At 63.7% G+C, this 21,614-nt stretch carries 17 protein-coding genes; 14 read left to right on the forward strand and 3 right to left on the reverse strand.

The genetic code is table 11. The features are described 5' to 3' along the window. The first annotated feature begins 169 nt into the window (after positions 1-169). From AC3A5O_RS04600 to madM, 12 genes are all read left to right on the forward strand, one after another. Entirely contained in the window at positions 170-6,109 is a 5,940-nt protein-coding gene (locus AC3A5O_RS04600; RefSeq protein WP_487752887.1) for an Hpt domain-containing protein, read from the forward strand. After that, positions 6,102-6,572, forward strand: a complete 471-nt coding sequence (locus tag AC3A5O_RS04605) for a chemotaxis protein CheW (protein ID WP_305468749.1) — start codon at positions 6,102-6,104, stop codon at positions 6,570-6,572. The genes AC3A5O_RS04600 and AC3A5O_RS04605 overlap by 8 nt, the downstream gene beginning before the upstream one ends. A gap of 384 nt (positions 6,573-6,956) precedes the next feature. Beyond that, a complete protein-coding gene (locus AC3A5O_RS04610; protein ID WP_487752888.1) occupies positions 6,957-7,586 on the forward strand; it encodes a nucleotidyltransferase domain-containing protein in 630 nt (209 codons plus the stop codon). Positions 7,587-8,025: 439 nt separating this feature from the next. Further along, positions 8,026-9,696, forward strand: a complete 1,671-nt coding sequence (mdcA, locus tag AC3A5O_RS04615) for a malonate decarboxylase subunit alpha (RefSeq protein ID WP_122567382.1) — start codon at positions 8,026-8,028, stop codon at positions 9,694-9,696. Then, the gene (locus AC3A5O_RS04620; RefSeq protein WP_460081293.1) at positions 9,697-10,572 is read left to right on the forward strand and encodes a triphosphoribosyl-dephospho-CoA synthase; all 876 of its coding nucleotides are present in this window, start codon (positions 9,697-9,699) and stop codon (positions 10,570-10,572) included. Next, positions 10,572-10,871 carry a malonate decarboxylase subunit delta gene (locus AC3A5O_RS04625; protein ID WP_003206454.1) on the forward strand — a complete coding sequence of 100 codons (300 nt, stop codon included), beginning with the start codon at positions 10,572-10,574 and terminating at the stop codon, positions 10,869-10,871. The genes AC3A5O_RS04620 and AC3A5O_RS04625 overlap by 1 nt, the downstream gene beginning before the upstream one ends. Further along, complete coding sequence (locus tag AC3A5O_RS04630; RefSeq protein ID WP_487752889.1) at positions 10,864-11,715, forward strand: biotin-independent malonate decarboxylase subunit beta; 852 nt, start codon at positions 10,864-10,866, stop codon at positions 11,713-11,715. The genes AC3A5O_RS04625 and AC3A5O_RS04630 overlap by 8 nt, the downstream gene beginning before the upstream one ends. Continuing rightward, positions 11,712-12,515: a biotin-independent malonate decarboxylase subunit gamma gene (gene mdcE, locus AC3A5O_RS04635; RefSeq protein ID WP_487752890.1), complete on the forward strand. Its 804-nt coding sequence runs from the start codon at positions 11,712-11,714 to the stop codon at positions 12,513-12,515. The genes AC3A5O_RS04630 and mdcE overlap by 4 nt, the downstream gene beginning before the upstream one ends. Next, a complete protein-coding gene (locus AC3A5O_RS04640) occupies positions 12,509-13,132 on the forward strand; it encodes a malonate decarboxylase holo-ACP synthase (RefSeq protein WP_305482032.1) in 624 nt (207 codons plus the stop codon). The genes mdcE and AC3A5O_RS04640 overlap by 7 nt, the downstream gene beginning before the upstream one ends. After that, positions 13,129-14,049: a malonate decarboxylase subunit epsilon gene (gene mdcH / locus AC3A5O_RS04645; protein WP_487752891.1), complete on the forward strand. Its 921-nt coding sequence runs from the start codon at positions 13,129-13,131 to the stop codon at positions 14,047-14,049. Before AC3A5O_RS04640 ends, mdcH begins: the two co-directional genes overlap by 4 nt. 67 nt (positions 14,050-14,116) lie before the next feature. Then, positions 14,117-14,509 (forward strand): malonate transporter subunit MadL, encoded by a 393-nt coding sequence (madL, locus tag AC3A5O_RS04650; RefSeq protein ID WP_122567376.1) that lies wholly within the window; start codon positions 14,117-14,119, stop codon positions 14,507-14,509. Positions 14,510-14,514: 5 nt separating this feature from the next. Then, positions 14,515-15,279 carry a malonate transporter subunit MadM gene (gene madM, locus AC3A5O_RS04655; protein WP_122567811.1) on the forward strand — a complete coding sequence of 255 codons (765 nt, stop codon included), beginning with the start codon at positions 14,515-14,517 and terminating at the stop codon, positions 15,277-15,279. A 112-nt stretch (positions 15,280-15,391) separates the two neighbouring features. Here the strand turns inward: madM and AC3A5O_RS04660 are convergent, their stop codons facing one another. After that, positions 15,392-16,306: a LysR family transcriptional regulator gene (locus AC3A5O_RS04660; protein WP_122567375.1), complete on the reverse strand. Its 915-nt coding sequence runs from the start codon at positions 16,304-16,306 to the stop codon at positions 15,392-15,394. Between the two features lie 273 nt (positions 16,307-16,579). Between AC3A5O_RS04660 and trhA the strand changes: the two genes are divergently transcribed. Then, the gene (gene trhA / locus AC3A5O_RS04665; RefSeq protein WP_305482030.1) at positions 16,580-17,197 is read left to right on the forward strand and encodes a PAQR family membrane homeostasis protein TrhA; all 618 of its coding nucleotides are present in this window, start codon (positions 16,580-16,582) and stop codon (positions 17,195-17,197) included. Positions 17,198-17,271: 74 nt separating this feature from the next. On the opposite strand, the gene AC3A5O_RS04670 is transcribed toward trhA, so the two are convergent. Both AC3A5O_RS04670 and AC3A5O_RS04675 read right to left on the reverse strand, forming a co-directional pair. Continuing rightward, entirely contained in the window at positions 17,272-17,991 is a 720-nt protein-coding gene (locus AC3A5O_RS04670) for a 16S rRNA (uracil(1498)-N(3))-methyltransferase (protein ID WP_122567373.1), read from the reverse strand. Between the two features lie 129 nt (positions 17,992-18,120). After that, positions 18,121-19,527 carry an adenosylmethionine--8-amino-7-oxononanoate transaminase gene (locus AC3A5O_RS04675; protein WP_487752892.1) on the reverse strand — a complete coding sequence of 469 codons (1,407 nt, stop codon included), beginning with the start codon at positions 19,525-19,527 and terminating at the stop codon, positions 18,121-18,123. Positions 19,528-19,773: 246 nt separating this feature from the next. Here AC3A5O_RS04675 and AC3A5O_RS04680 point away from each other — a divergent pair, with 246 nt between their 5' ends. Then, positions 19,774-21,531 (forward strand): flavin monoamine oxidase family protein, encoded by a 1,758-nt coding sequence (locus AC3A5O_RS04680; protein WP_305482028.1) that lies wholly within the window; start codon positions 19,774-19,776, stop codon positions 21,529-21,531. The last annotated feature ends 83 nt before the right edge of the window (positions 21,532-21,614 follow it).

Raw genomic sequence — 21,614 nt, forward strand, 5'->3', positions numbered from 1 at the left:
TTGGAAAAGGCTTTTTGTGGCGAGGAGGTTTCTGTGGGAGCAAGGCTTGCCCGCGATGAAGATAACGCGGTACTTCGGGAACCGAGGTGTTTGCATCGCGAGCAAGCTTTGCTCCCACAGATCAATCCCTTTCCTGCAGGCGTGTTGTGTTCTCCTGATTGGAGTGGTTATGGGTGATCGGCACGACTACGTGGCCCTGGAATGGGTCAAGGGCGAGATTGCCGAAACGCTGAAGCAGGCGCATCTGGCCCTCAACCGCCTGGTGGACGATCCCCAGGCGTCGGATGCCCTCGGGCAATGCCTGGCCTGCATTCACCAGGTCCACGGCGGCCTGCAGATGGTCGAGTTTTACGGTGCGGCGTTGCTGGCCGAGGAGATGGAGCAGCTGTGCGCCGCCCTGCAGGACAACCGCGTCACCCATCGCGACGAAGCCATCAGCCTGTTGAGCCAGGCCCTGGGGCAGTTGCCGATCTACCTGGATCGCATACAAGGCGCCCGCCGCGATTTGCCGCTGGTGGTACTGCCCCTGATCAACGACCTGCGCAGTGCCCGGGGCGAGAGCCTGTTGTCGGAAACCAGCCTGTTCAGTCCCGAGTTGCCCGATATTGCGCCGCTGGGCAATGAGGCCTTGCGGCGCCTCGAACCCGCCGACCTGCCAAACACCTTGCGCAAATGGCGCCAGACCCTGCAAATGGCCCTGGTGGGCCTGCTGCGCGAACAGGATGACGCGACCCACCTCGGTTACCTGGCCAAGGTTTTCCAGCGCTTGGAAACGTTATGCGCCGGGGCACCGCTCAATGCGTTATGGCAGGTGGCGTCGGCGCTGGTCGAAGGCATGCGTGACGGGCGCATCGCCAACAGCCCGGCGCTGCGCAGCCTGTTCAAGGAAGCCGACAAGGAACTCAAGCGCCTGCTGGACCAAGGCATGCCCGGCATCAATCAACCGGCACCGCCCCACCTGCTCAAGAGCTTGTTGTTCTATATTGCCAAGGCCGAACACCCCAGCGGGCAGATGCAGATCATGAAAGAACGCTACTCACTGGACGACGCGCTGCCCGACAGCGCCATGGTCGACGAAGAACGCGCGCGCCTGGCCGGGCCCGACCGCGATGCCATGCGCTCGGTGCTTGCCGCGCTGTGCGAGGAGTTGGTACGGGTCAAGGAGCGCCTGGACCTGTTCGTGCGCAGCGATCGCCAGCACGCCTCGGAGCTGGACAGCCTGCTGGCGCCGCTGCGGCAGATCGCCGACACCCTGGCGGTGCTGGGTTTCGGCCAGCCGCGCAAGGTCATCATCGATCAACTGGCGGTGGTCCTGAGCCTCGCCCAGGGCCAGCGCGAGCCGGACGACGCGACCCTCATGGACGTTGCTGGGGCCTTGCTCTACGTCGAGGCGACCCTGGCCGGCATGGTCGGCACCGTCGAGCCCGAGAGCCGTGAAGACACGCACCTGCCCACCACCGACCTGACCCAGATCCACCAGATCGTCATCAAGGAAGCCCACACCTGCCTGCAACAGGCCAAGGACATGATCGTCGACTACATCGACGCGGACTGGAACAGCGAGCAACTGCAACCCTTGCCGGCGCTGCTGACCCAGGTGCGCGGGGCACTGGCGATGATCCCCCTGAGCCGTGCCGCCAGCCTGGTGGAGGCCTGCAACGCGTTCATCCGTGACCATCTGCTGCTGGAGAAGGCGCAGCCGGGTTGGGAAGAACTCGACCACCTGGCCGACGTGATCACTGGCCTCGAATACTACCTGGAGCGCCTGAGCGAAGACCCGGAAACCCCTGGCGAGCCGTTGCTCGATGGAGTCGAGCGGAGCCTGGCCGCGCTCGGTTATTTCCCTGACGAAGCACGGGTACCGGTGCTCGATGATGTGTTGAGCCCCAACGAAGCCCAGGTCATGCAGGACTTGCAGGAGCTGGATGACCCGCAGACGGTGCAGTCCTTGGCCCAGGTGCTGGCCAGCCCGGTCTCGGCGGTCAATCCGCCGGCCAAGAGCACCCCGGGCAGCCTGTTGCCGCCACCATTGGACGAGAGCCCGGTGGACGACGAGTTGCGCGAGGTCTTCCTCGAGGAAACCGCCGAGGTGCTCGACGTCCTGCGTGAATACTTGCCGCGCTGGAGTGCGCATCCCGACGACCACGGCGCCCTGAGCGAACTGCGCCGGGCCTTCCACACCCTCAAGGGCAGCGGCCGGATGGTCCGGGCGCTGGTGCTGGGTGAACTGGCCTGGGCCGTGGAAAACCTGCTCAACCGGGTGCTGGAGCGCAGCGTCGAGCCGCAGGCGTCGGTCCGTCAGTTGATCGAAGACACGGTGCAGTTGTTGCCGGCCCTGGTGGCCGAATTCGCCGCCAATCGGCAGCGCCAACGCGACGACGTCGACCGCCTGGCCGCCCGCGCCCATGCCCTGGCCAAGGGCGGCGATGCAGACGATGAAGACGATGAGCAGGACGTGGCTGCGCTCGATCCGCTGCTGTTGAAGATCTTCGACAACGAAGCCCAGGGCCACCTGACCAGCCTCAATCGTTTTCTCGACCAGGCGGCCGACCATCTGCCGTTGCAGGCCAGCGATGAATTGCAGCGAGCCTTGCACACCCTCAAGGGCAGCGCGTCCATGGCCGGCGTACTGCCCATCGCCGAGCTGGCCGGCGCGATGGATGAACTGGCCCGGGAATACCGGGCGCACCTGATCGCCCTCGACCTGGATGAGGTGGAATTGCTCCTGGAGGCGGGCGGACTGCTGCGCCGCGGCCTGCGCCAGTTGCACAGCGAGCCGCTGGCGCCGATCCCCGGCGCCGAGGATCTGATCCAGCGTGCCCAGGCTCTGTTGGCCGAGCGTCTGCACGCCGCCAACAGTGCGCCGGACAAAGCACTGCGAACCAAGCGCGACCCACAACTGATCAACAACTTCCTCGCCCAGGGCATGGACATCCTGCTGGACGCCGAAAGCCTCTTGCAGCGATGGCAGCAGCACCCCGGTGAAGGCCAGGAACTGAGTGCGCTGCTGGATGAACTGACCACCCTCGGCGAAGGCGCGCACCTGGCCGACCTGCACCCGGTGGACGAACTCTGCGAAGCCTTGCTGGACCTCTATGGCGCGGTGGAAGAAAGCAGCCTGGCGGTTAGCGATGAATTTTTCCAGCAGGCGCAGCTCGCCCATGAAGCGCTGATCGACATGCTCGATGAGCTGGCGGCCGGGCAACATGTGCGTCCGCAGCCCGAGCGGGTAGCGGCCCTGCGTCGCCTGCTCCAGGAGAGCCTCGACCCGTCGGCCACCGGCCTGATCCGCAGCGACGGCAGCCGCACCCTGAGCATCCGCGAACTGGGCCACGCGACGGCGGAAATGGAACGTGACGCGTCCGCCGAGACCTCGGTGGAAGATGACCTTGCGTCGATTTTCCTCGAAGAGGCCCAGGACATCCTCGAAAGCGCCGCCCAGGCCCTGCAGCGCTGGTTGGCCGATCCGGACAACGGTGCGCCGCTGTCCTCGCTGCAACGGGACTTGCACACCCTCAAGGGTGGCGCGCGGATGGCCGACATCCGCCCGGTGAGCGACCTGGCCCAGGAGCTGGAAAACCTTTACGAGGGGCTGGTGGACCGGCGCTACAGCTACAGCGAGGAGCTGGCGCAACTGCTCGGCAGCAGCCACGAACGCCTGGACCTGTTGCTCGGGCAGTTGCAACAGGGCCAGCCGTTGGGCGATCCCGTTGCGCTGATCGACTCCATCCGCAGGTTCCGCCAGGACAAGCCGAGCGCCATCGAGACGAGCGCCGCGACCCGAGCCGACGGTGCCGGCCATGATCCCGAGTTGCTGGAAATCTTCCTGGAAGAAGGTTTCGACATCCTCGACAGTTCAGGCGCGGCGCTGCTGCGCTGGCAGGAAGAACCGTCCAATCGCCAGGCCGTGGAAACCCTGCTGCGGGATTTGCACACCCTCAAGGGTGGCGCGCGGATGGTGGAAATCGTCCCCATCGGCGATCTGGCCCACGAACTGGAAAACCTCTATGAAGGCCTGTCGGCGGGCCTGCTCCAGCCGACCCCGGCGCTGTTCGCCTTGCTGCAAAGCAGCCATGACCGACTGGCGCAGATGCTCGACGCGGTGCGCGCCGGCCATTCGTGCCCGCTGGCTGATCGGCTGATCGCGCAGATCCAGGCGGTGAATCATCCCCAGGAAAGTGCTGCACCACAGGCTGTCCCGACACCGGAGCCGATCACTGCGCCCATCGCCAGTCAGCCAGCGGCGCCCCCCGCCAGACAAGACCCCGGCGCAGCGGGCGACGGTGCGGACATGGTCAAGGTCTCGGCCGAACTGCTCGACGACCTGGTGAACCTGGCGGGCGAAACGTCGATTTTCCGTGGGCGCATCGAACAGCAGGTCAACGATGCACGCGTGGCCCTGGGCGAAATGGAAACCACCATCGAGCGCATGCGCGACCAGTTGCGACGCCTGGACACCGAAACCCAGGGGCGGATTCTCAGCCGCCAGCAGGTGGAGGCCGAGCGCCTGGGCTACGAAGAGTTCGACCCGCTGGAGATGGACCGGCATTCTCAGTTGCAGCAGTTGTCTCGGGCGCTGTTCGAGTCCGCCTCGGACTTGCTCGAGCTCAAGGAGACCCTGGATCGCAGCAATCACGATGCCGAGGTCCTGCTGCAACAGCAGGGGCGGATCAACACCGAGCTCCAGGAAGGCCTGATGCGCACGCGCATGGTGCCGTTCGAGCGCATGCTGCCGCGGCTCAAGCGCATCGTCCGGCAAGTGGCGCAGGAACTGGGCAAGGACGTGGAGTTCGTGGTCGGCAATGCCGACGGCGAGATGGACCGTAACGTCCTGGAACGTATGGCCGCGCCCCTGGAACACATGCTGCGCAACGCCGTCGACCACGGCCTGGAACCGGCCGACGTGCGCATCGCCGCCGGCAAGCCGGCGCGAGGGCGCATCAGCCTCGACCTGTCCCGGGAAGGCGGCGACATCATTTTCGACATCCGCGACGACGGCGCCGGTGTGCCGCTGGAGGCGGTGCGGAGCAAGGCGATCAAGCGTGGCCTGCTGGCGCCGGACAGCGACATCAGCGACCGCGACGTGCTGCAGTTCATCCTGCAACCAGGGTTTTCCACCGCGGAAAAGATCACCCAGATCTCCGGGCGTGGCGTCGGCATGGACGTGGTCCACGAAGAGGTGCGGCAGTTGGGCGGCAGCATGATCATCGATTCCACGCCGGGGCAGGGCGTGCATTTCCGCATCCGCCTGCCGTTTACCGTGGCGGTGAACCGGGCGTTGATGGTGCATTGTCACGAAGATCAGTACGCGATCCCGCTGAACGCCATCGAAAGCATTGTCCGGGTGTTGCCCGCCGAGCTGGATGGCTATTACCAACTCGATCCGCCGACCTACACCTACGCCGGGCAGCGCTATGAGCTGTGCTACCTGGGCGAGCTGTTGAAAACCGGCGCACGGCCGAAGTTGTTGGGCCAGAGCCAACCGTTACCGGTGCTGCTGGTGCAGTGCAACGAGCGGCATGTCGCGGTGCAGGTGGACGCTATCGCCGGGACCCGGGAGATCGTGGTCAAGAGCCTGGGGCCGCAATTTTCGGCGGTGCAGGGCTTGTCCGGGGCGACGATCCTGGGGGACGGCCGGGTGGTGTTGATTCTCGACCTGCTGGCGCCGATCCGCGCCTTGCCCCACCAGGTCCCGCGCCGCCAAGTGCCGGCTGAAGGCGAGGGCGAACCGCAACGGCCACTGCTGGTGCTGGTGGTGGATGACTCGGTGACGGTGCGCAAGGTCACCAGCCGCCTGCTGGAGCGCCATGGCATGCACGTCCTGACCGCCAAGGACGGCGTGGATGCCATGGCGCTGCTGGCCGAACACGCGCCGGACCTGATGCTGCTGGACATCGAGATGCCGCGCATGGACGGCTTCGAAGTGGCCACGCAAGTGCGCAACGACCCACGCCTGGCGCACCTGCCGATCATCATGATCACCTCCCGCACCGGCCAGAAACACCGCGATCGCGCCATGGCCATCGGCGTCAACGACTACCTGGGCAAGCCGTACCAGGAATCGGTGCTGCTCGACAGCATCGCCTACTGGAGCAAAAACCATGCATGAACATCGCGCCAGCCACCTCACCGGGTTGCTGCTGCCCCTGGCCGACCGGCATCTGATCCTGCCCAACGTGGCGGTGGCCGAACTGATCGACTACCAAAGCAGCGCCTTCGATCTGGACACCCCGCCGTGGTTCCTGGGCTGGGTGAGCTGGCGCGAACGGCAGATTCCGCTGCTGAGCTTCGAGTCGGCCTGCGGCCAGAAAACCGTGATGGGCGAGCGCGTGCGCATCGTCGTGCTCAATGCCCTGGGCGGCCGGCCGGAGTTACGCTTCATCGCCCTGCTGGTGCAAGGCATCCCGCGCTCCTGCAAGCTCGACAGCCAGTTGAGCTACGTCGACGTGCCGCTGTGCGGGTTGGAGCAGGCGGCGGTACAGGTGGGTGAACATGTGGCGAAAGTGCCGGATCTGCTGGCGTTGGAGGAGTTGGTGGTGGCGGCGGGGTTGGTTCAGCACCACAAACCCTGAACCATGCACATCTCCACTGTGGGAGCGAGCTTGCTCGCGATGGCGGCTTGACAGCCGGCCTGGCTCTTGCGGGCGGTGTACACCCATCAGACCTGTTTGGGCTGGACCTGTTTGAGCAAGACCTGTGGGAGCAAAGCTTGCTCGCGAAGGCGGCACATTCAGCATTGATGCAAGCAGACCCGTCGCTATCGCGAGCAAGCTCACTCCCACAATGATTTATGTCGATTACTGGAATTCAGGGATGCCGCCGATTTTGCGACATATCAATTATTAGGTCCCATAAAGGGTCTGATCAGTCCCTTTATGGGACCTATTTATGCTCAAAGCTTGATAGGTCCCAAAAAGGGACCTATCGTTCCCTTTTTGGGACTCTGGGTATCCTCCATGAATCACCTCTCTCTCAGTAATGCTCTTTTCACTGCCACCCAGAAACGGGTCTTGGGTTTGTTGTTCGGTAAGCCGGATCAAAGCTTCTATACCAACGAAATTGCCCGCTGGGCTCAAGTCGGTAAGGGCAGCCTCATGCGGGAGTTAGAGCGCCTGCAACGCTCAGGTGTGCTCACCATGACGCGTCAGGGCAATCAAACCCATTACCAGGCCAATCCACATTGCCCGATTTACAGTGAACTGTTGGGCATCGTGCAAAAAACCATCGGTATCGCCGAACCGTTGCGTCAGGCGTTGGAACCTTTTTCAGAACAGCTGAGTTGGGCGTTCGTCTATGGCTCCATTGCTAAAGGCCAGGCAAACGCATCCAGTGACATAGATCTCATGCTGATCGGTGAAGGCCTGCACTACAGTGAAGTTATGGAGCGGCTCATGCCCTTGGAAGAGCAGTTGGGTCGCCCGCTTAACCCGACTCTCTACACGCCCCAGGACTGGGCTGTGAAATTTGCCGCTGGCAACAGTTTCGTAGTGCGTGTAGCGCAACAGGACAAGATCAATTTGCTGGGTGAAGACCCTTTGGAAACCAAGGATGGGCAAGCAAGAAAACCTGGAGAATCTGTTACGTAGCGGCGGCCTGAAAGCCGAGCCACCGGATCGTCAGGAATGCGAAGGCTTGATGCCGCCACCAATCGAAAGGTAACCATCAATCTGGTGGGAGCGGGCTTGCTCGCGAAAGCGGAGTGTCAGCCACCTCAATGTCGACTGATACACCGTTTCGCGAGCAAGCCCGCTCCCACAAGGTAAGCATTTCAACCTGATAAATCGGCTCGATCGTACCCGCGTGGATACGATCAGGGGTGGGAGCTTGCTCGCGATGGCGACAGAACAGTCAGCATTGATGTGGCCTGACCCACCGCTATCGCGAGCAAGCTCGCTCCCACATTTTTGATTTGTGTTCATCGTGAACCATTACGCCAACCGTAACGATCCGCCGCGGAGCTTGATTGATACCCGCGCCCCAACACTCCTAATGTGACCCCCACGACAGCGAACCCGTGGAGTGGTCATGACAACAACAATATCCCCCGACTCGCGCTGGACGCGGCGGCGCAGCGAGAAGCAGCGGCGGCTCGGGCTGGTGAAGGGGCTGGCCGACGGTGTGGTGTTGCCCACCGACAAGATCGTCGCGGCGCTGGAGGCGTTGATCCTGCCCGGCGACCGCGTGGTACTGGAGGGCAATAACCAGAAGCAGGCGGATTTCCTCTCGCGCTCCCTGGCCAAGGCCGACCCGGGCAAGCTGCATGACTTGCACATGATCATGCCCAGCGTCGGTCGTTCCGAGCACCTGGACCTGTTCGAACGCGGCATCGCCCGCAAGCTCGATTTCTCCTTCGCCGGCACCCAGAGCCTGCGCATCAGCCAGTTGCTGGAAGACGGCCTGCTGGAAATTGGCGCGATCCATACTTACATCGAGCTCTATGCCCGGCTGGTGGTGGACCTGATTCCCAACGTGGTGCTCTCGGCCGGTTTCATGGCCGACCGCGCCGGCAATATCTACACCGGCCCCAGTACCGAAGACACACCGGCGCTGATCGAGCCGGCGGCTTTCAGTGACGGCATCGTCATCGTCCAGGTCAACCAGTTGGTGGACGACGTCAGCGACCTGCCGCGTGTCGACATTCCCGCGTCCTGGGTCGATTTCGTGGTGGTGGCCGACAAGCCGTTCTACATCGAGCCGCTGTTCACCCGTGACCCACGCCACATCAAGCCTGTGCATGTGCTGATGGCGATGATGGCGATCCGTGGGATCTACGAAAAACACAACGTCCAATCCCTCAATCACGGCATCGGTTTCAACACAGCCGCCATCGAATTGATCTTGCCGACCTACGGCGAATCCCTGGGCCTGAAGGGCAAGATCTGCCGCAACTGGACCCTCAATCCGCACCCGACCCTGATCCCCGCCATCGAAAGCGGCTGGGTCGAAAGCGTGCATTGCTTCGGCACCGAGTTGGGCATGGAAAACTACATCGCCGCCCGCCCCGACGTGTTCTTCACCGGCCACGACGGCTCGCTGCGCTCCAACCGCATGGTCTGCCAACTGGCCGGGCAGTACGCGGTGGACCTGTTCATCGGCGCCACGCTGCAAGTGGACGGCGACGGCCATTCCTCCACCGTCACCCGGGGCCGCTTGGCCGGCTTCGGCGGTGCGCCGAACATGGGCCACGACCCCCGCGGTCGTCGTCACGGCACGCCAGCCTGGCTCGACATGCGCCACGGCGATGGCGAGGCGCCGTTGCTCGAACGGGGCAAGAAGCTGGTGGTGCAGATGGTCGAGACGTTCCAGGAGGGCGGCAAACCGACCTTCGTCGAGACCCTCGACGCTGTGGACGTGGCGAAGAAAGCTGGCATGCCCCTGGCGCCGATCATGATCTACGGCGACGACGTCACCCACCTGCTGACCGAAGAGGGCATCGCCTACCTGTACAAGGCTCGCTCCCTGGAAGAACGGCAGGCGATGATCGCCGCCGTGGCCGGGGTCACCACCATCGGTTTGCGCCATGATCCGAAAGACACCGCGCGCATGCGCCGCGAAGGGCTGATCGCCTTGCCCGAAGACCTCGGCATCCGTCGCACCGACGCCACCCGCGAATTGCTCGCGGCCAAGAGCGTGGCCGATTTGGTGGAATGGTCCGGTGGCCTCTACAACCCGCCCGCCAAATTCAGGAGTTGGTAAATGCACGCCTTCAACCTGCGACCGAAAAAACTGTCCTTGGCCGAGCACCTGGCAGACATGGCGGTGGATGTGCTGATCGACGAAGCCGACCTGTCACCTAAACCGGCTTTGGTGGACCGTCGTGGCAATGGCGCCCACACCGACCTGCACCTGGGCCTGATGCACGCCTCGGCGCTGTCGCTGTGGCCGGCGTTCAAGGAAATGGCTGAGGCCGCCCTTGAATGCGGCGAAATCGGCCTGCCGTTACGCGAAGCCCTCGGGCGCATCGGCCGTGAGGGGGAAGCGGCGATGCTCACGACCACCGACGGCGTGAATACCCATCGCGGGGCGATCTGGGCCTTGGGCTTGCTCGTGGCGGCGACGGCGCTGGAGCCTGAATCCAACGTCGCCAGTGCCGTCACGCTACGTGCCGCCCGTCTGGCCTTACTCAACGACCGCTACGCGCCGCAACCCCTGAGCCACGGCGCCCAGGTCGCCCAGCGCTACGGCGTGCGCGGTGCCCGGGAAGAAGCGCAACTGGCGTTCCCGGCGGTGACGGGCCTGGGCCTGCCGCAGCTCAAGCGCAGTCGTGCGGCGGGGGCGGGCGAGCAGAACGCCCGGCTCGATGCCTTGCTGGCGATCATGACCACCCTGGCCGACACCTGCGTGCTCTACCGCGCCGGCGAGCCGGGTTTGCAGGCCATGCAACAGGGCGCCAGAGCGGTGCTTGATGCCGGTGGCAGTGCGAGCCTGGGCGGTCGTCGTCAGTTGCACGCGCTGGACCAACAACTGATTGCCTTGAACGCCTCGCCCGGTGGCGCTGCCGATCTGCTCGCCGCCTGCCTGTTTCTCGACCGTATCGAACGCGGCGATGGCCTCTTCCCTGGAGTGTGCTGATGGAAACCTTATCCTTTGAATTCCCCGCCGGGCAGCCGCCACGGGGCCGGGCGCTGGTGGGCTGCGTCGGCTCGGGCGACCTGGAAGTGCTGATTGAACCGGGTCTGGCGGGCAAGCTGACCATCCAGGTGCAGACCTCGGTCAATGGCAGCGAGCAACGCTGGCAACATCTGTTCGCCCGCATGTTCGACGGCCAGACGCCACCGGCCCTGTCCATCGACATCCATGATTTCGGCGCCACCCCTGGCGTGGTGCGTTTGCGCCTGGAACAGGGCTTCGAGGAGATCGGCCATGACTGACAGCGCAGCGTTGCTCAACAAGCACAGCTTCGTCGAACTCGGTGCCCGACAACGGGCCAAGGCCTTGCTCGATGACGGCACGTTCCGTGAGTTGCTCGACCCGTTCCAGCGGATCATGTCGCCGTGGCTCTTGCGCCAAGGCGTGGTGCCGCAAAGTGATGACGGCGTGGTGATCGCCAAGGGCACGCTCGAGGGCCTGCCCGTGGTGATCGCCGCTATCGAAGGTGCGTTCCAGGGCGGCAGCCTCGGCGAAGTCGGCGGGGCGAAGATTGCCGGTGCGTTGGAGCTGGCGGCCGAAGACAACCGCAAAGGCATTGCGACCCGCGCCGTGCTGCTGCTGGAAACCGGCGGCGTACGGTTGCAGGAGGCCAACCTCGGGCTCGCGGCGATTGCCGAGATCCATTCGGCGATTGTCGATTTGCGTCAGTACCAGCCGGTGGTTGGCGTGGTCGCCGGCAGCGTCGGTTGCTTTGGCGGCATGTCCATTGCCGCTGGGCTTTGCAGTTATCTGCTGGTGACCCGGGAAGCGCGGCTGGGCCTGAACGGTCCACAAGTGATCGAGCAGGAAGCCGGCCTCGACGAATACGACTCCCGCGATCGCCCGTTCATCTGGAGTCTGACCGGCGGCGAGCAGCGGTTCGCCACAGGATTGGTGGACCGTTATGCGGCCGACGATGTGACGCAGATCCGCCAACAGGTCAGCCAGTTGCTGCACCTGGGCGTGCCCGCGCAACACCGCAGCGGCCAGGCCGAGTTGTTCCTGCAGCACCTGGCCCGCTTGGACACTGACGTGCAAATTGAACCGGCAGCGGTTCGTCAGCTGTATCAGGGAGAGCGCCCATGAATGCGTATTCATTGAGAGGTTTGCGCTGGTTCGAGGCCTTGAGTGGCGGTGCCAGCGCGGTGCAAGGCTTGCCGGCTTCGTTGAAAGTTGCCGACGTCAGACTGGGCGAGCAAACCGTACGCCTGCTCGCGGTGGTGGCTGATCCCGACAACCGCTTCCCACGGGCACGCAACGGCGAAGTCGGCTTGCTGGAAGGCTGGGGCCTGGCCAAGGCGGTGGATGAGGCGATTGACGCCGACCGTGATGCGGTCAACAAGCGTGCGCTGATCGCCATTGTCGATGTACCGAGCCAGGCCTATGGCCGGCGCGAAGAAGCCCTGGGCATTCATCAGGCCTTGGCCGGTGCGGCGGACAGCTACGCCCGCGCCCGATTGGCCGGGCATCCGGTGATTGGCTTGCTGGTGGGCAAGGCGATGTCGGGGGCGTTCCTGGCCCACGGCTACCAGGCCAACCGGTTGATTGCCCTGCGCGATCCGGGCGTGATGGTCCACGCCATGGGCAAGGCTTCGGCGGCGCGGGTGACCTTGCGCAGTGTTGAAGAGCTTGAGGCGTTGGCCGCCAGTGTGCCGCCGATGGCCTATGACATCGACAGTTTTGCCAGCCTGGGTCTGTTGTGGGAAACCTTGTCGGTGGAACAGATCGAGCAGCCGTTGGCGGAGGATCTGGAGCGGGTGACGGCGTGTCTGCTCCAGGCGATTGAAGATGTAGAGGCGGGGCCGCGTGACCTGAGCGGACGTCTGGGTGCGTACAACCGTATCGCGTCGAGCCGGGTTCGCCAACTGCTGAGAGAGCAGTGGTGAGTACGTTTCTGGCCCATGATCTGCTGTGGGGGATGACCCCGCAACAGTTGCCAGCGGATGCGCCGGCATGGGTGGTCGAGTCGATCACCGCCGGTCAACCGGTGGTGGTTCGGCGAGCGCTGATGACGCCGGATCGAATTGCGGTCGGCGTGCGCGGGCGCTTGCGCGAGCAGCGTTATGCAACGTCGATGGCGATCACGGCGATTGCCCGTCGTGTCAGGCCGGAAGACCTTTGTCACGTTGCCTCGACTCGCGACTTGCCAGCCCTGCAAGCGCTGTCCCAACTGCGCCCGCTGCTCGACGCCAGCGGCTGGACCTGGGGCGTCAGCGGTAGTGCCGGGTTCGAGCTCGCCACGGGGATCGAGGCGCTGCATGAGCGCAGTGACCTGGACCTGATCCTGCGCACGCCGCACTGTCTGGATCGGCTCCAGGCCAGGAAGTTGCTGACACTACTGGATGCCTCGGTATGCGCTGTGGACATGCAATTGCAAACCCCTTGCGGCGCCGTGGCCCTGCGCGAATGGGCGGGTTCGTCCCGTCGGGTCTTGCTCAAGGATGACGTTCAGGCCCGGCTGGTGAGCGATCCTTGGCAACCTTCAGTGGGGCAGGTCGCGTGAGCAGCCTCTTCGTCTTTCCCGGCCAGGGTGCGCAGCGAGTGGGCATGCTCCATGGGTTGGCGCCGCGGATCCTGGACGAGGCGGGGGATTTGCTCGGTGAAGACGTCCTGCGACTGGACAGCGCCGAGGCGTTGCAATCGACCCGTGCGGTGCAACTGTGCCTGCTGATCGCCGGCGTGGCGGCAGCCCGCCGATTGCTGGAACAGGCCCCAGCGCCGGACTATGTGGCGGGGCTGTCCATCGGTGCGTATCCGGCGGCGGTCGTTGCCGGGGCGCTGGGCTTCGAGGATGCGCTGCGGCTGGTCAGCCTGCGCGGTGAGTTGATGCAACAGGCGTATCCGCAAGGCTACGGCATGACCGCGATCATCGGCCTGGACCTGGCGGCAGTGGAAGCGTTGCTGGCGCAGGTGCACAGCGACCGCACACCGGTCTACCTGGCCAACATCAATGCGGATAATCAGGTGGTTATCGCGGGCAGCGACGAGGCCATGAGCAGCGTTGCCAAACAGGCGCGAAGCCTGGGTGCGGGCAAGGCTTGTCGACTGGCGGTGAGCGTGCCGTCCCATTGCCCGTTGCTGGAGACTCCGGCGCAAGCATTGGCCCAAGCGTTTGCCGATGTGACGTTGAAAGCACCCACCCTGGGCTATCTCAGTGGCAGCCGTGCCCGGCCGGTCATTAACACCGAGGCCCTGCGCGACGACCTGGCCTTCAACATGTGCCGCGTCGTCGATTGGCGCGGCACGGTGCAAAGCGCCTACGAGCGCGGCGTGCGGTTGCAGATCGAACTGCCGCCCGGTGCGGTATTGACCGGGCTGGCGCGCCGGGTATTCGAGCAGGGCACGGTCATGGCTTTCGACGGCGCCCGGCTCGATACCTTGCAGGCGCTGTTGCGTGAGGAGGGAAGCCGCCAACCCTAGACCACCGACTCAAGCTGGCGAAGCACAAAAACAACAACTTCGACGATGCATTTTGAGGATTAAAACAATGATTATTTACGGTGTGGCGTTTCTGGCCTTTTGTACCCTGGCGGGTATTTTTATCGGCGAGCTGCTAGGCAAATTGATCGGCGTGCCGGCTAACGTCGGCGGCGTCGGCATTGCGATGCTGCTGTTGATCGGCCTGGGCAGTTACCTGAGCAAACGCGGCTTGTTCAAGGGCAAATCCGAGGCCGGCGTAGAGTTCTGGAGCGCGATCTACATCCCCATCGTGGTGGCGATGGCGGCGCAGCAAAATGTCTACGGTGCGCTCAAGGGCGGGCCGATGGCGATCCTGGCCGGGACCCTGGCGGTGGTGATTGCCTTTGCGTTGGTGCCGGTGCTGGTACGCATTGGCAACAAAGATCCTCAGGCCGATGTTTCCGTCAAGACGGTCGGGTGATTGCCATGTACGAATCCATGATGAAAGTCATCACCGGCTACGGCCTGATCAGCGGTTTTGCCATTGTCGGCATCACCATGTGGGTGTCCTACTGGATCAGCGACACGTTCACCAAAGGCCGCCTGCATGGTTCGGCCATCGCCATTCTGCTGGGGCTGGTGCTCTCCTACATCGGTGGGGCGATGACCGGCGGGCAGAAGGGCGTGGTGGACATCCCGCTGCTGTCCGGGATTGGTTTGCTGGGCGGTGCCATGCTGCGGGACTTCGCCATCGTCGCCACGGCGTTCGGCGTGAGTGTCGAGGAACTCAAACGCGCCGGCTTCGTCGGGGTGCTGGCGTTGTTCGTCGGCGTCGCTACGTCGTTCATTGCCGGCGTGGGCGTGGCGATGGCCTTCGGTTACACCGATGCGGTAAGCCTGACCACCATTGGCGCCGGGGCGGTGACCTACATCGTCGGGCCGGTGACCGGGGCGGCGATCGGGGCCAGTTCCGAGGTGATGGCCCTGTCCATTGCCGCCGGGTTGATCAAGGCGATCCTGGTGATGGTGGCGACGCCGTTCGTGGCGCCGTTGATTGGCCTCAATAACCCACGTAGCGCGGTGATTTTCGGTGGTTTGATGGGCACCTCCAGCGGCGTGGCCGGTGGGTTGGCGGCCACCGATCCGAAGCTGGTGCCGTATGGTTGCCTGACGGCGGCGTTTTATACGGCGCTGGGGTGCTTGTTGGGGCCTTCGTTGCTGTTTCTGATCATGCGGGGGTTGCTGGGGTAGGGCTTTCAATCCTCATTGAAAGTATTGGCGCCATCGCGAGCAAGCTCGCTCCCACAGTTGACCGCGTGTCCCTGTGGGAGCGAGCTTGCTCGCGATGGGGGATAACTGGGTTTCAAGCCTGGCGATTGGCATACATCCGGCACTCGGCCAACAGCGCCAGCAGGTTCGGATCCCGCTCCTTGGCCTTGAGGAACACCACGCCGATGTGCTGCTGCAGCCGGTACTTTTCCTGCAACGGGATCAGCTTCACCCGGTTTTCATACACCGCCGCAATCCGGCCCGGCAGCAAGGCATAACCCACCCCGGAGCTGACCATGCTCAGCAGGGTGAAGATGTCGTTGACCTGCATCGCCACCTTCGGCTCGAACCCCGCCTGCTTGAACACCCGGACGCCGTCCTGGTGCGTGGCGAAGCCCTGGGTCAGGGTGATGAACGTCTCGTCGCGGACTTCGGCCAGGTCGACTTCGCAGCGCTGGGCAAAGGGTGAGTCGGCTGGCGTGGCGAGGAAAATGTCATCGCAAAACAGCTCGATATGCTCGCAGTCCGGGTCGTTGACGCTGTCGTCCAGGGACACCAGGATCGCATCGACTTCCATGTTCTTGAGCTTGTACAGCAGGTCGATGTTGGAGCCCATGATCAGGTCGATATTGAGTTCGCTACGGCGGATCTTCAGGCCCATGATCAACTGCGGCACGGTCTTGACCGTCAGCGAATACAGCGAGCCGAGCTTGAAGCGCTCGGCGGAGAAACCGGCGGCTTCGCGGGTCAGGCGCACGCTATCGACCACGTCCTGGATCAGCTTCTGCGCACGCTCCTCCAGCACGTAAGCGCTTTCCAACGGCGTGAGGTTGCGGCCTTCGTGCTTGAACAACGGGCAGCGCAGGGCGCTTTCCAGCGAGTGAATGGCCCGGTGCACACTGACGTTGCTGGTCTGCAACTCGGCCGCCGCCCGCGCCAGGTTGCCGGTGCGCATGAAGGCCAGGAACACCTCGAGTTTTTTCAGGGTCAATTCTTCGTCGATCAGCATGGGGCGGACTCTTATTCGTATGACCTGATTGTGCCCCAATAGGTCTTTGTGGCGAGGGGATTTATCCCCGCTGGGCTGCGAAGCGGCCCCAATACACCTAAATGCGTTCAGCCTGACACGCCGAGGTGACAAGATTTGGGGCTGCTGCGCAGCCCAGCGGGGATAAATCCCCTCGCCACAAGGTATGTCTCCAGGTTTGAAAAGCAAACCATTGCACTTTCAATCGCCAGGCCTGAGCCTTGGCACCTGTTTCTAAATGTGAGGTGGTATTGGATGTATCACGGGGAACGACTCAACGCCTGGACGCACCTGGTGGGGGCGGTGGCGGCGTTTATCGGCGCGGTGTGGTTGCTGGTAATCGCCGGGATGGCGGGCGATCCGTGGAAGATCGTCAGCGTGGCGATCTACGGGTTCACCTTGTTGGCGCTGTACAGCGCTTCGACGGTTTACCACAGCGTGCGCGGGCGCAAAAAAGAAATCATGCAGAAGGTCGATCACTTTTCGATCTACCTGTTGATCGCGGGCAGCTATACCCCGTTCTGCCTGGTTACCCTGCGCGGGCCTTGGGGCTGGACGTTGTTCGGGATCGTCTGGGGACTGGCGGTGATTGGTATCTTGCAGGAAATCAAGCCGCGTTCCGAAGCGCGGATCCTGTCGATCGTGATCTATGCGGTGATGGGCTGGATCGTGCTGGTGGCGGTCAAGCCCCTGCTCGCGGCCTTGGGCAGCACCGGGTTCGCCTGGCTGGCCTCGGGCGGCGTGTTGTACACCGTCGGCATTATCTTCTTCGCCCTCGACCACCGGTTGCGCCACGCCCATGGTATCTGGCACTTGTTTGTCATGGCCGGCAGTCTGTTGCACTTCGTGGCGATTCTGTTCTATGTGCTCTGACGCCTGAACACAGCTGATCCATTGTGGGAGCGAGCAAGCTCGCTCCCACAATGATCTTCAGTGGGCGCAGGAAACTAGAAATCCCCCCACAACTGCTGCGCCACCGCCAACGCCACCACCGGCGCGGTTTCGGTGCGCAGCACACGGGGGCCGAGGCGGGCGGCGTGGTAGCCGGCGGTTTTGGCCTGCTCGACCTCGGCCTCCGACAACCCACCTTCGGGGCCGATCAGGAACGCCAGGGTCGACGGCCTGGCATGGCTGACCAGCGGCTCGGCCACCGGATGCAGCACCAGCTTCAGTTCGGCCTCGGCCTGCTTCAACCAATCGGCCAGCAGCAGCGGCGGGTGGATCACCGGCACGGTGGAGCGCCCGCACTGTTCGCAGGCGCTGATCGCCACCTGGCGCCAGTGCAGCAGGCGTTTGTCGGCGCGTTCGTCCTTGAGGCGTACTTCGCAGCGTTCGCTGAAAATCGGTGTGATCTCGCTGACCCCCAGCTCCGTGGCTTTCTGGATCGCCCAATCCATGCGCTCGCCCCGGGACAGGCCCTGGCCGAGGTGAATGCGCAGCGGCGATTCAGATTGGCCGGCGAACTGCTCGTCCAGTTGCACCCGCACGCGCTTCTTGCCGACTTCGGCCAGGGTGCCGCGAAACTCCTGGCCGGAACCGTCGAACACCTGCACCGCATCGCCCTCGGCCATGCGCAGCACCCGGCCGATGTAATGGGCCTGGGCTTCAGGCAGTTCATGGTCGCCGAGGCCCAGGGGGGCGTCGATGAAGAAGCGGGACAGTCTCATGTGGAGTCTCTGCAAGAAAAAATGATCGTGGTTGAAGCTCGCGGCCTCATCGCGGGCAAGCCTTGCTCCCACAGTGGGCTCGCACTTCTCTGTGGGAGCAAGGCTTGCCCGCGATGGCGGTGGCCAGGCTCAGCCCGGGTCGCGATAGCCCGGGTGAAAGTCCTTCGGCACCGACACGCTGACCTTGTCCCGAGTGGCGATGTCGATGCCTTCGCTGGCCACTTCGGCGAGGAAATCGATCTGCTCAGGGGTGATGACATACGGCGGCAGGAAATACACCACGCTGCCCAGCGGCCGCAACAATGCACCGCGCTCCAGGGCATGTTGGAACACCGCCAGGCCACGCCGTTCCTGCCACGGGTACGCGGTTTTGCTGGCCTTGTCCTTGACCATTTCAATGGCCAGCACCATGCCGGTCTGGCGCACTTCGGCGACGTTCGGGTGATCGGCCAGGTGCGCGGTGGCGCTCGCCATGCGCTGGGCCAAGGCCAGGTTGCTTTCGATGACGTTGTCTTCTTCGAAGATATCCAGCGTCGCCAGGGCCGCCGCGCAGGCCAGCGGGTTGCCGGTGTAGCTGTGGGAATGCAGGAAGGCGCGCAGGGTCGGGTAGTCGTCGTAGAACGCGTTGTAGACCTCGTCGGTGGTCACGCACGCCGCCAGCGGCAGGTAGCCGCCGGTCAGGGCCTTGGACAGGCAGAGAAAGTCCGGGGTTATGCCGGCCTGCTCACAGGCGAACATTGTCCCGGTGCGACCGAAGCCGACGGCAATTTCATCGTGGATCAGGTGCACGCCATAGCGGTCGCACGCTTCGCGCAGCAACTTCAGGTACACCGGATGGTACATGCGCATGCCACCAGCGCCCTGGATCAGCGGTTCGACGATCACTGCCGCCACTGTGTCGTGGTGCTCGGCGAGGGTCTGCTCCATAGCGGCGAACATATTGCGCGAATGTTCTTCCCAGCCCATGCCTTCGGGGCGGTGGTAGCAGTCGGGGCTCGGCACCTTGATCGTGTCCAGCAACAGCGCCTTGTAGGTTTCAGTGAACAACGGCACATCGCCCACCGACATCGCTGCGATGGTTTCGCCGTGGTAACTGTTGCTCAGGGTGACGAAGCGCTTCTTGTCCGGCCGGCCGCGATTGATCCAGTAATGGAAGCTCATCTTCATCGCCACTTCGATGCAGGACGAGCCGTTATCGGCGTAGAAGCATCGAGTCAGGCCCTCGGGCGTCATCTTCACCAGGCGCTCGGACAGTTCGATCACCGGTTGATGGCTGAAGCCGGCGAGAATCACATGCTCCAATTGATCGACCTGGTCCTTGATGCGCTGGTTGATGCGCGGATTGGCGTGGCCGAACACATTGACCCACCAGGAACTGACGGCATCGAGGTAGCGCTTGCCTTCGAAATCTTCCAGCCACACGCCTTCACCGCGCTTGATGGGGATCAGCGGTAGCTGTTCGTGGTCTTTCATCTGGGTGCAGGGATGCCACAGCACCGCGAGGTCGCGTTGCATCCACTGGTTATTCAGGCCCATTTACAGTCTCCTCGAGGCGGCTCGCGGCGGGCGCGGGCAAAACAATCGCGCAAGCCTATGCAATGGCGGCCCTGGGGACAACCCATTGTGTCATTGGCGCTACTTTGAGTGAGGCGATAGACGTCGCTGGCGGCGTTATGATGGCTGTCGTATTCTTCGCCGTTCCCTGAGCATACTTGCTCGAAAAACCGCGAGCCGCCTGGCTCGAAAGCTGAAATTTCCTACGTTTAATCCGGAGTTCGTTGAATGTCTGCTGGTTGGCTGCGCGCCTGTGCGCTGGTAATGATAGGGCTGTTCAGCGTTTCGGCGCTGGCCAAGGACAAACAACCGACGGCCATCGTCATCGGCGGCGGCCTGGCGGGGCTCACCGCGGCCTATGAGTTGCAGAACAAAGGCTGGGCCGTGACGCTGCTGGAAGCCAAGCCGAGCCTGGGCGGTCGCTCGGGCATGGCCACCAGCGAATGGATCGGCAACGAGAAGACTCAGCCGGTGCTGAACAAGTACGTCTCCACCTTCAAGCTGAGCACCACGCCGGCTCCGGAATTCGTGCGCACCCCCAGCTACCTGATCGACGGCACCTACTTTACCGCCGCCGACCTGGCGACCAAGCAGCCGGCCACCGCCGAAGCCCTCAAGCGCTACGAAACCACCCTGGATGATCTGGCGCGCTCCATCGAAGACCCGCAAAACCCGGCGGCCAACAACACGTTGCACGCGTTGGACCAGATCACCGTGTCCAACTGGCTCGATCGCCTGCAACTGCCGGCCACGGCGCGTCAGTTGGTGAACCAGGAAATCCGTACCCGTTATGACGAACCTTCGCGCCTGTCGCTGCTGTATTTCGCCCAGCAGAACCGCGTTTATCGCGGCGTGTCCGACCGCGACCTGCGGGCCTCGCGCCTGCTCGGCGGCAGTCCGGTGCTGGCCCAGGCGTTCGTCAAACAACTGAAGACCATCAAGACCAACTCGCCGGTGTCGGCCATCTCCCAGGACAAGGACGGCGTGACCGTGAAGGTCGGCAGCGTTGGCTACCAGGCTGACTATGTGGTGCTGGCGGTGCCGTTGCGGGCGCTGAACAAGATCCAGCTGACCCCAGCCCTGGATGCCCAGCATCAAGGCGCGATCAAGGGTACCAACTACGGCTGGCGCGACCAGATCATGCTCAAGTTCAAGACCCCGGTCTGGGACAGCAAGGCGCGCATGTCGGGCGAGATCTACAGCAACACCGGCCTGGGCATGATGTGGATCGAGCCGGCCATGAAGGGCGGCGCCAACGTGGTCATCAACCTGTCCGGCGACAACGCCCGGGTGATGCAAGCCTTCGGCGACAAGCAGATGGTCGATCAGGTGCTGATCCGCCTGCACGCGTTTTATCCACAGGCCCGTGGCGCGTTCACCGGCTATGAGATCCGCCGCTACAGTACCGACCCATCCATGGGCGGCGCGTACCTGGCCTTTGGCCCGGGCCAGATCAGCAAGTACTGGCGCCTGTGGGAAAAGCCATTGCAACGCGTAGCCTTTGCCGGCGAGCACACCGACACCTTGTATCCGGGCACTCTGGAAGGTGCGTTGCGCAGCGGCCAGCGGGCAGCCAGCCAGGTTGAAGACCTGGCGGCCGGCAAGTCGTTTGAACCGGCCAAGGTGGCTCCGGCGGCCACAGCGGCAGCGGCCGGTGCGGTGGCCGCGAAGAAGGGCAACTTCTTCAGCAACCTGTTTGGCGGTTCGGATGACGACAAGAAGCCGGAGCCGGTGAAGGCGCCAGAGCCGGTAGCACCTGCTCCCGTGCCGGCCCCCGCCCCAGCGCCGGCCCCGGTGGAGCCTCCCGCGCCAGCCCCGGCGAAGGTTGAGCCGGCCAAGAAAGCCGCGACCAAACCAGCGCCGAAAAAACCAGCCGCCAAGGCCCCGGCTAAAAAAGCGCCGGTGAAGAAAGCTACGCCGGCGAAGAAACCGGCGGCCAAGCCGGCAGCGACAACGCCGACAGCGACTGAGACCAAGGCTCAGTAAGGCTCGGTGACAGAAAAAAGCGCGGCATGTCAGCCGCGCTTTTTTTTGCTTGAGCCACTATCGCGGGCAAGCTCGCTCCCACA

This window comes from Pseudomonas sp. Soil_N_39, assembly GCF_057655955.1.

What these genes read in the sequence shown, in the direction of transcription:
- AC3A5O_RS04600 (WP_487752887.1), top strand. Translation starts at nt 170, where the DNA reads ATGGGTGATCGGCACGACTACGTGGCCCTGGAATGGGTCAAGGGCGAG.
- AC3A5O_RS04605 (WP_305468749.1), top strand. Translation starts at nt 6,102, where the DNA reads ATGCATGAACATCGCGCCAGCCACCTCACCGGGTTGCTGCTGCCCCTG.
- AC3A5O_RS04610 (WP_487752888.1), top strand. Translation starts at nt 6,957, where the DNA reads ATGAATCACCTCTCTCTCAGTAATGCTCTTTTCACTGCCACCCAGAAA.
- mdcA (WP_122567382.1), top strand. Translation starts at nt 8,026, where the DNA reads ATGACAACAACAATATCCCCCGACTCGCGCTGGACGCGGCGGCGCAGC.
- AC3A5O_RS04620 (WP_460081293.1), top strand. Translation starts at nt 9,697, where the DNA reads ATGCACGCCTTCAACCTGCGACCGAAAAAACTGTCCTTGGCCGAGCAC.
- AC3A5O_RS04625 (WP_003206454.1), top strand. Translation starts at nt 10,572, where the DNA reads ATGGAAACCTTATCCTTTGAATTCCCCGCCGGGCAGCCGCCACGGGGC.
- AC3A5O_RS04630 (WP_487752889.1), top strand. Translation starts at nt 10,864, where the DNA reads ATGACTGACAGCGCAGCGTTGCTCAACAAGCACAGCTTCGTCGAACTC.
- mdcE (WP_487752890.1), top strand. Translation starts at nt 11,712, where the DNA reads ATGAATGCGTATTCATTGAGAGGTTTGCGCTGGTTCGAGGCCTTGAGT.
- madL (WP_122567376.1), top strand. Translation starts at nt 14,117, where the DNA reads ATGATTATTTACGGTGTGGCGTTTCTGGCCTTTTGTACCCTGGCGGGT.
- madM (WP_122567811.1), top strand. Translation starts at nt 14,515, where the DNA reads ATGTACGAATCCATGATGAAAGTCATCACCGGCTACGGCCTGATCAGC.
- AC3A5O_RS04660 (WP_122567375.1), bottom strand. Translation starts at nt 16,306, where the DNA reads ATGCTGATCGACGAAGAATTGACCCTGAAAAAACTCGAGGTGTTCCTG.
- trhA (WP_305482030.1), top strand. Translation starts at nt 16,580, where the DNA reads ATGTATCACGGGGAACGACTCAACGCCTGGACGCACCTGGTGGGGGCG.
- AC3A5O_RS04670 (WP_122567373.1), bottom strand. Translation starts at nt 17,991, where the DNA reads ATGAGACTGTCCCGCTTCTTCATCGACGCCCCCCTGGGCCTCGGCGAC.
- AC3A5O_RS04675 (WP_487752892.1), bottom strand. Translation starts at nt 19,527, where the DNA reads ATGGGCCTGAATAACCAGTGGATGCAACGCGACCTCGCGGTGCTGTGG.
- AC3A5O_RS04680 (WP_305482028.1), top strand. Translation starts at nt 19,774, where the DNA reads ATGTCTGCTGGTTGGCTGCGCGCCTGTGCGCTGGTAATGATAGGGCTG.